6 protein-coding genes are annotated in these 8,653 nt (G+C 48.2%); all 6 read left to right on the forward strand.

The genetic code is table 11. From position 1 onward, the window contains the following. Positions 1 to 34 precede the first annotated feature (34 nt). The 6 genes from pheT (at position 35) to Q0117_RS01230 (ending at position 8,280) form a co-directional block, all read left to right on the forward strand. Positions 35 to 2,365 (forward strand): phenylalanine--tRNA ligase subunit beta, encoded by a 2,331-nt coding sequence (gene pheT / locus Q0117_RS01205; RefSeq protein ID WP_297921411.1) that lies wholly within the window; start codon positions 35 to 37, stop codon positions 2,363 to 2,365. After that, positions 2,362 to 3,636: a 3-phosphoshikimate 1-carboxyvinyltransferase gene (gene aroA, locus Q0117_RS01210; protein WP_297921414.1), complete on the forward strand. Its 1,275-nt coding sequence runs from the start codon at positions 2,362 to 2,364 to the stop codon at positions 3,634 to 3,636. Before pheT ends, aroA begins: the two co-directional genes overlap by 4 nt. Continuing rightward, complete coding sequence (locus Q0117_RS01215) at positions 3,626 to 4,462, forward strand: 4-hydroxy-3-methylbut-2-enyl diphosphate reductase (RefSeq protein WP_297921417.1); 837 nt, start codon at positions 3,626 to 3,628, stop codon at positions 4,460 to 4,462. The genes aroA and Q0117_RS01215 overlap by 11 nt, the downstream gene beginning before the upstream one ends. A 112-nt stretch (positions 4,463 to 4,574) precedes the next feature. Beyond that, positions 4,575 to 6,242 (forward strand): 30S ribosomal protein S1, encoded by a 1,668-nt coding sequence (locus tag Q0117_RS01220; protein ID WP_297921420.1) that lies wholly within the window; start codon positions 4,575 to 4,577, stop codon positions 6,240 to 6,242. Between the two features lie 54 nt (positions 6,243 to 6,296). Next, a complete protein-coding gene (gene serA, locus Q0117_RS01225; RefSeq protein WP_297921422.1) occupies positions 6,297 to 7,874 on the forward strand; it encodes a phosphoglycerate dehydrogenase in 1,578 nt (525 codons plus the stop codon). 229 nt (positions 7,875 to 8,103) lie between these two features. Then, positions 8,104 to 8,280 carry a hypothetical protein gene (locus tag Q0117_RS01230; RefSeq protein WP_297921426.1) on the forward strand — a complete coding sequence of 59 codons (177 nt, stop codon included), beginning with the start codon at positions 8,104 to 8,106 and terminating at the stop codon, positions 8,278 to 8,280. Positions 8,281 to 8,653 lie beyond the last annotated feature (373 nt).

Below are 8,653 nucleotides of genomic sequence, written 5' to 3' on the forward strand. Positions count from 1 at the left end.
TTGAAGGCGATATTAGATTATTGGAGCAGTTTAAATGATAATAACGAGAAATTGGTTGCAGGAGTGGATCGACATAAGCGAAATTTCAAGCGAAAGGCTGCTTTCTACGCTAAATTCCATCGGTCTTGAGGTTGACGCTCACGATAAAATTTCGCTTCCTAAAGGCGTCGTAGTAGGGCTCGTAAAAAGCAAGCGTCGTCACGAGAATTCTGATCATCTCAATGTCTGCGAGGTTGATATCGGTAAGCAGAGCTTGCAGATCGTCTGCGGCGCGAAAAATGTTGAGGCAGGGCAATATGTCGCGGTTAGCCTCGTCGGCGCCGTGCTACCTAGCGGTCTTGAGATAAAGCCTGCCAAACTTCGCGGCGTGGAGAGCTTTGGCATGATTTGCTCTGCAACCGAGCTTGGGCTTGCCAAGACGAATGACGGCATTATGGTACTTGATAGCAGTATCGGCGAGCTCGTGCTGGGCAAGGAGCTGCGCGAGTATGAAATTTTTAACGACGATCTTATCGAGATCGAGCTTACCGCTAATCGCGGCGACTGCCTTAGCATCTTAGGCATAGCGCGCGATCTAAGCGCAGCGCTTGATTTGCCGCTAAAGGAAAAGCACGAGTTTGAAGATGCCGACGGAGCGCCTGGTATCGGTAGAATTTTAAGCGTACGTGCAAGCGATGAGGTAAGCGCTAAATTTGCTTTTCGAGCTTATGAGATCAAAGGCGAGCTGAAGTTAAATTTAAAGCAGACCTTGCGTCTTGCAAGCGTTGGTATTTTGCAAAGCTGCGCGGTGCAAAATTTCATCAACTACGCTACTCACTCTACCGGAGTGTTACTGCGCGCTTATGATTTTGAAAAGATCGCTTCCACAGATGGCAAGGTAGCGCTTGACATAAAGCCTATGCCAAATGGCGAGTTCGGCGTTTATGCAGGCAAGAGATTGCTTAGTGTAGCAGGGATTTGCCAAGATGCGGAGCTAAAGGCGTGTTGCAGTAGCAAAGTGGTGCTATTAGAGGCAAACTACACCGCGCCACTAATTATCGCCAAAGCAGTAAACGAAAACAAAGGCCTAAAAGGCGACGAGCACGTGTATCGCTCAAGTAGAGGCAGCGAGCCAAAGCTTAGGCTGGGGCTAGATCTGCTATTTAGATTGCTACTTAAAAATAAAGCCGTGAGCCTATATGCGGGCACACAAAAGATTTCAAACGCTTTGGAGCCGCTTATCGTGGGCTTTAGCGAAAAAGAGATAAACTCAATGATCGGCGCGCAAATTCCACGCGACAAGATCGTAAAAATTTTAAAAAGGCTGGGCTTTGATGTGGGCGTCGAAGCCGATCTAATCACCGCCAAGGTGCCGCCTTTCCGCCACGATATCGTAAATTCTCACGACGTGTGCGAGGAGATCGTGCGTATCGTGGGCATCGACAATATCGCCGCCGCGCCGCTAAGCTTCTACGAAAAAAACCGCCTAAACGATACCTACGTAAATTTACAAAACGGGCGCAAGCTTCGCAGCAAGGCGGCAGCAGTGGGATTTTTCGAGTGCGTGCATTATGTATTTGACGACGGAAAGGCTCTGCAAAATTTAGGCTTTGCGCCGTGCAAGGTTAAAATTTTAAATCCGATAAACGGCGAGCTGGACGCGCTAAGACCGACGCTGATTAATCATCTGCTGGAATCTGCTGAGCGAAATTTAAAGAATTCTCGCAGAAGCGTCAAGCTTTTTGAGCTAGGAGAGGTGTTTGATGCGGACGGCAAACAGAGTCTAAGACTGGGCTTTATCGCTAGCGGACTAAAGGCGGAGCCCTCTATCGCTGCCGGCGCAAAACCTGCCGCAGTGGATTTTTTGTATTTTGCAAATTTAATCCAAAGCGTCATCGGTAAATTTAATGTCAGGCTGCCTAGCGAAAATTTGAAATTTTTAAGCGAATTCGAGCAAGCTCAGATCGAGCAAGGCGGCGAGATAGTGGGCTTTATCGGGCGCGTGGATTACGCCGTAGAGGCGGGGCGCGATCTGGATAAAAGCTATCTGTGCGAGATCGATTTTTCCAAGCTTAAATTTAAAAATATCGTAGCGGACGTTTATTCGAAGTTCCCTAGCGTATCGCGCGATCTAAGCATTTTGGTGCCGAGCGGAATGCGCTTCGAGCAGATTAAGCAGTGTATAGACGCCCTTAAAATAGAGGCGCTAAAGGAATTTATCCCAAGCGATCTTTATAGCGACGAAAGCCTGGGTGATTCAAAGAGCCTGACGATCAGACTTGTATTTCAAGACCTTCAAAAAACGCTCTGCGACGAGGAAGTGGCGGGCTTTACCGATAAAATTTTAGCCGCGCTTAGCAGCGAGCTGGGACTTGGGTTGCGATGAGGATTTTTGCGCAAGCGGGCCCTTTGCGGGCGGAGATTTCAAATATCGCCGCGGATAAATCGATCTCGCACCGTGCGGCGATCTTTTCGCTGCTAGCGGAGGGAACGAGTAAAATTTCAAACTATCTAGCCGCCGAGGATACGCTAAATACGCTAAAGATCGTGGAGCTTTTGGGCGCTAGCGTACAGCGCGTAGAGGGCGAAATTCTGATCACTCCGCCGGAGGTTATCAAAGAGCCTAACGTCCCGCTTGATTGCGGCAACTCAGGCACCGCTATGCGGCTATTTATGGGCTTTTTGGCGGGGTGCGAGGGCTTTTTCGTGCTATGCGGCGATCGGTATCTAAGCGAGCGCCCGATGAGGCGCGTTGCGGATCCGCTTTGCAAAGTAGGCGCTAAAATTTACGGACGAGCAAGCGGCGAAAAGGCGCCGATTGCGGTGCTAGGGCAGAAGCTCGGGTATTTTGAATACGCGAGTAAGATTGCGTCCGCGCAGGTTAAGACCGCTCTGATTTTAGCGGCCTTGCGCGGCAGCGGGTGCAGGTTTAGCGAGCCCGAGCTTAGCCGCGATCACAGCGAGCGGATGTTAAAAGCGATGGGCGCGCAAATTTCGCGAAACGGACTTGCGATCGAAGTCGCGCCGCTTAGCTCGCCGCTTAAACCGCTTGAAATTTTTATCCCAAACGACCCTAGCTCGGCGTTTTTCTTCGCGGTCGCCGCAGCGATAACCCCGGGCTCGCGCATAGTGCTAAAAAATATGCTGTTAAACAAAACCCGCATAGAGGCGTATGAAATTTTAAAACGTATGGGCGCCGAGGTAAAATTTCACAAAACAAGCGAAATTTACGAGCAGATCGGCGATATAGAGGTTGCTTACGCGCCGCTTCACGCCGTGGAGGTGAGCGAAAACATCTCCTGGCTGATAGACGAAGCGCCTGCGCTTGCGATCGCTTTTGCCTGTGCACAGGGAAGTAGCGTGCTTAGAAATGCCGCCGAGCTGCGCGTAAAAGAGTGCGACCGCATAAAAGTGACCTGCGAAGGACTTCGCGCTTGCGGTATTAAGGCGCGCGAGCTGCAGGACGGCTGGCAGATTGAAGGCGGCGAGGCGAACGCGGCTATCATCACGCCGTGCGGCGATCACCGCATCGCGATGAGCTTTGCGATTTTGGGTTTAAGATCGGGGATGATCATCGAAGATAGCGATTGTATCGCGACGTCGTTTCCGAATTTTGCCGCGATTTTAAAACAGATCGGAGCCGGCGTTGAAGATTGAGATGGCGAAAAGCTACGGCTTTTGCTTTGGCGTCAAGCGTGCGATCAAGATCGCAGAAAGCGCCGGCGAGGCCGCTACGATCGGCGAACTGATACATAACGCCGAAGAGATCAACAGGCTAAGGCAAAATTTCGGCGTCAAAACCTTAGAAGGCGTTAATGAGATCAAGGACGAGCAAAAGCTCATCATCCGCACCCACGGCATCCAAAAGGACGATCTGCAAAACCTAAAAGCGCAAAACAAGCAGCTCATCGACGCTACCTGCCCCTTTGTGACTAAGCCGCAGCAGATCGTAGAAAAGATGAGCGCGGAGGGCTATGATATCGTAATCTTCGGCGATAAAAATCATCCCGAGGTAAAGGGTGTGAAATCATACGCCAAAGGAAGAGTTTACGTAGTGCTGGAGCCCGCGGAGCTACTACAAATCAAGCTCGGGACTCGCGTCGCGCTCGTTTCGCAGACTACGAAAAAGATAGAAAGCTTTACCAAAATCGCGGATTTTTTGATGCAGCGTGCGAGGGAGCTGAGAATTTTTAATACGATTTGCAATGCGACGCTGGAAAATCAAGAGGCCGTGAAAAGCCTATCACAAAAGGCCGACGTAATGATAATCGTAGGCGGGAAAAATTCCTCCAACACCAAACAGCTTTTTTTAATTTCACAAAATTTTTGCAAAGACAGCTACCTTATAGAAAACGAAAGCGAGCTTGAGCGCTCGTGGTTTGAAAACAAAAGCCTCTGCGGCATCTCCGCAGGAGCCAGCACGCCCGATTGGATCATCAAAAAAGTAGTAGCTCGGATCGAAAGTCTAACGCAGAATTTATAAGCCCTCTTATCAAATTTACTCTTAGAAATTTATCAAATCGAAAGCAAATTTTAGCTAGAATCGCGCATTTTAGTTCTTTTCAAAAAAGCACAAATAAATTTAAAGGAAGCATATGGCTGAGGTGAACGAGAAGGTTCAAAACCACGCAGAGGAAGATTTTGCGACATTGTTAGAGGAGTATGACGCCGGGAAGTCTCGCGACGAGGTCGTCACAGGTAAGGTTATCGCCCTTAAGGACGGCGAGGTTTTCATAGACGTAGGCAGGAAGTCGGAGGGCATTTTAGATGCCGCCGAGGTGAGCGACGATCAAGGAAACCCGCAGGTTAATGTAGGAGATGACATCAAAGTCGCTATTATCGGAAGCAGAGGCGGTCGCCCGGTCGTATCGTATAAAAAGGCTCTAAAGAAGGAAAAAGTAAAGGCGTTCATCGACTCCTATGATGAAAGCGCAGAGAATGTCTATGACGTTAAAATTCTATCGTTTAATAAGGGCGGTTTCGTTTGCGCTAACGCAGACGACGTAGAATTTTTTATGCCTCGCTCGCAAAGTGCGCTTAAAAACCCCAATGGCGCCGTCGGTAAAAATTTCAAGGTAAAGATCATTAAAGTTGATAGAGACGAACAAAGCATCGTAGTATCGCGTAAGAAGCTACTTGATGAGGATCGCAAAGCAAGCAAAGAGGCGATCGAGAAAGTAATCGCTACCGAGGGCATCATCGAAGGCGTCGTCAAAAAGATTACCACCTACGGTATGTTCGTAGACGTAGGCGGCGTGGACGGACTCGTGCACTACAGCGAAATTTCATACAAAGGCCCGGTAAATCCGAGCTCGCTCTACAAAGAGGGCGATAAGGTTCCGGTTAAGGTTATCAAATACGATAACGATAAAAAGCATCTCTCTCTTTCGATCAAAGAAGCGATGCCCGATCCTTGGAACGAGATTAAAGATAGCCTGGAAGTGGGCGATACTATCCGCGTAAAAGTAAGCAATATCGAGCCTTATGGCGCGTTTGTAGATCTTGGCAACGACATCGAGGGCTTTTTGCATATCAGCGAAATTTCGTGGGATAAAAATATCAAAAATCCGAAAGATTTCATCAGCGAGGGCGAGGAGCTTGACGTCGAGGTCGTAGAGATTAACCCTAGCGAGCGCAGATTGCGCGTGAGCCTTAAAAATTTACTCACTAAGCCTTTTGACGAGTTCGTTGCTAAGCATAAAGTGGGCGATGTGCTAAAAGGCAGCGTCACTACAATTACAAATTTTGGTGCGTTTGTGAGGATCGACGGCGTAGAGGGGCTTTTGCATAATGAAGACGCTTCATGGGATCGCGGCGAGAAGTGCAAAAATTTATTCAAAGTAGGCGACGAGATCGAGGTTAAGATCATCAAGATCGACAAAGATACTCAAAAAATTTCTCTAAACCACAAAGAGCTCGGCGATAGCCCTATTAGCGATTATGCCAAGAGTCACAATCAAGGCGATGTCGTAAAAGGCAAGATCCGCGATATTAAAGAGTTTGGAATTTTCGTCGAGCTTGGAGGCGGTATAGACGCGCTTATCCGTAAGGAAGATCTTGGCAACGTAAGCGTAGATAGCCTAAAAGTGGGCGACGAGATCGAGGCTGCGATCGCCTTCATCGACGAGAAGAAAAATAGAATCCGCCTAAGCGTGCGCAGGCTGGCTCATCAGAAGGAGCGCGAGGTGCTAAACGAGATCAATAGCAACGACGACGAAAAGCAAAGCCTAGGGGATCTAATCAAAGATCAACTAAATAAATAATTCCTCCCGCAAGGCATCCTCGCCTTGCGGACCTACTTCAAAAGGTTAAATTTAATGAAAACTATCATAGTCTGCGACGCAATCCACAAAATCGGTTTTGATCTGATTAAGCAAGAATCGGACGTTAAAGTAATCGACGCTACGAACGTGCCCAAGAGCGAGCTTTATGGAATTTTAGGTGATGCGGATGTTGCGATCACCAGAAGCTCTACGGCGGTGGATGAGAAATTTCTAAATGCCGGTACCAAGCTAAAAGCGATCGTGCGTGCGGGTGTGGGTGTAGATAACTGCGATATCGACGGCTGCTCCAAGCGCGGCATTATTTTGATGAACGTACCTACGGCAAACACCATCGCCGCGGTCGAAATGACCATGTGCCATCTGCTGAATGCGGCGCGCAAATATGTAAATTCTTGCAACGATCTTAAAATTAATAGAATTTGGAAGCGCGAGAAATGGTACGGCACCGAACTTTATAAAAAGAGCCTCGGCATCATCGGCTTTGGAAATATCGGTTCGCGCGTGGGGGTTCGCGCGCTTGCGTTTGGGATGAACGTCATCGCCTATGATCCCTATATCGAGCCTGAGAAGGCCACGAAGCTCGGAGTAAAATATACGAAAAATTTCGACGAAATTTTATCTTGCGACTTCATCACGATTCATACGCCGAAAAATCAAGAGACGATAAATATGGTAGGCGAGCCGCAAATAACGAAGATGAAAGACGGCGTGCGCCTAATAAACTGCGCTAGAGGCGGGCTGTATAATGAAAAAGCACTCGCAAACAATCTACGCAGCGGCAAGATCGCGTATCTTGGCATCGACGTTTTCGACAAAGAGCCTGCGACCGATCACGAGCTTTTGGATATCGAAAATTTAAGCGCGACTCCGCATCTTGGCGCAAATACTCTCGAATCGCAAAGCAATATCGCCCGGGAAGCCGCAGAGCAGGCGATCAGTGCCGCGCGCGGCTTGAACTATCCAAACGCTTTAAATTTGCCGCTTAAGCTCGAGGATCTGCCGCGCGGTATCGAGCCGTATATAAATTTGGTCTCGAAAATGGCCTATCTTGCGGCGCAGATCAATAAAGGCCCGATCAAATCGATTCGCATCGAGGGCAGCGGCGAGGTGGTGCAGTATCTAAAATCGATGCTCGTTTTTGCCATCGTCGGCGCGCTGCACGATTCTTTGGGCGATTCGCTAAATTATGTCAATGCAAAATTTCTTGCGGATGAAAAGGGGATCGAGACGAGCTTCGGCGAGCTTGCGCGAAGTGTTTATAAAAGCGAGATCGCGGTAAAAATCATGACCGACGAGGCGATCTCAAATGTCGCGGGTACGGTCTTTGACGGCAGCGAGGAGCGTATCGTAAATATCGGCGGATTTAAGACCGATTTTAAGCCTAAGGGCAAGATGATAATCTTCAAAAATACCGACGTACCGGGCGTTATCAAATCCGTAAGCACGATCCTAGCCGATGAAAACATCAATATCGCGGACTTCCGCTTAGGCAGAGGCGAGGGAGGGGACGCTTTGGCGGTCATTTTGGTCGATTCCGAAGTGCAAAAAAGCACGCTCGATAAGCTGGCGGCGCTTCAAACCTGCCTAATGGTGCGCTACGCGGCACTTTAATCCCTTTCCGCTTAGGAGGCGGAATTTTAAATTTCGCCTCATCCAAATTCTTTATAATTTAAATTTACAATCCAGCCTACGATGGTGTTTTATGAGACGATGCAGGAACGCGTCGAGTATTTTGGCGGAACTTGACGTACGTGCAGAGCCGGCACTTTGTGATTGATACATTGCGACATGCGTTCGGGCAGATACCTTTTAGCGTGCGGCTTTTGCAAACGCCGTTTGCGTGTCAAATTTAACTCTAGTCGCGGACTTGTTTTTAAATTTAAATTTCGTCCTTGCATATCTACTTTTAAATTTCATCATCGCGGCGCTTCCGATTAAATTTTGCCGCTATGCGGGTTTGGCACTAAAAGCCAGAGGCTGCGATGCGAAACGCGGTCAAATTTTATTTTGGGCATGAAGAGCTAATCAAGAGTCGCTTCCAGGAAGCATCGGAGCGTTAAATTTTATTTATAAGACACGGCGAGGCGTTTTGCTTCAAATTTATGCGCGACAGGCACTTTCATCTCTAATCATATCGCTCGTTTAAATTTCAGGCGGCTGCCGAGCGATTTTATTGCTGATTAAATTTAGGGCAACTACTGAGAGATCGCACTGCTGATTAAATTTTACGTTTTTGCCGAAATTATGCTTCGCCGAAAAATTCCGTCTAGCCTAAAATGAGCAGGTACAAAATTTCAGCTGTAATGCGTCTTGCTAATTTGCCAGTTTGAGTGTCTCGATTAGGCTTAAAATTTTGCGGATCTGCGTTTGGTATTCGCGCGCGAGCTCTA

The sequence above is a fragment of the uncultured Campylobacter sp. genome (assembly GCF_937997535.1).
GTDB lineage: Bacteria > Campylobacterota > Campylobacteria > Campylobacterales > Campylobacteraceae > Campylobacter_B.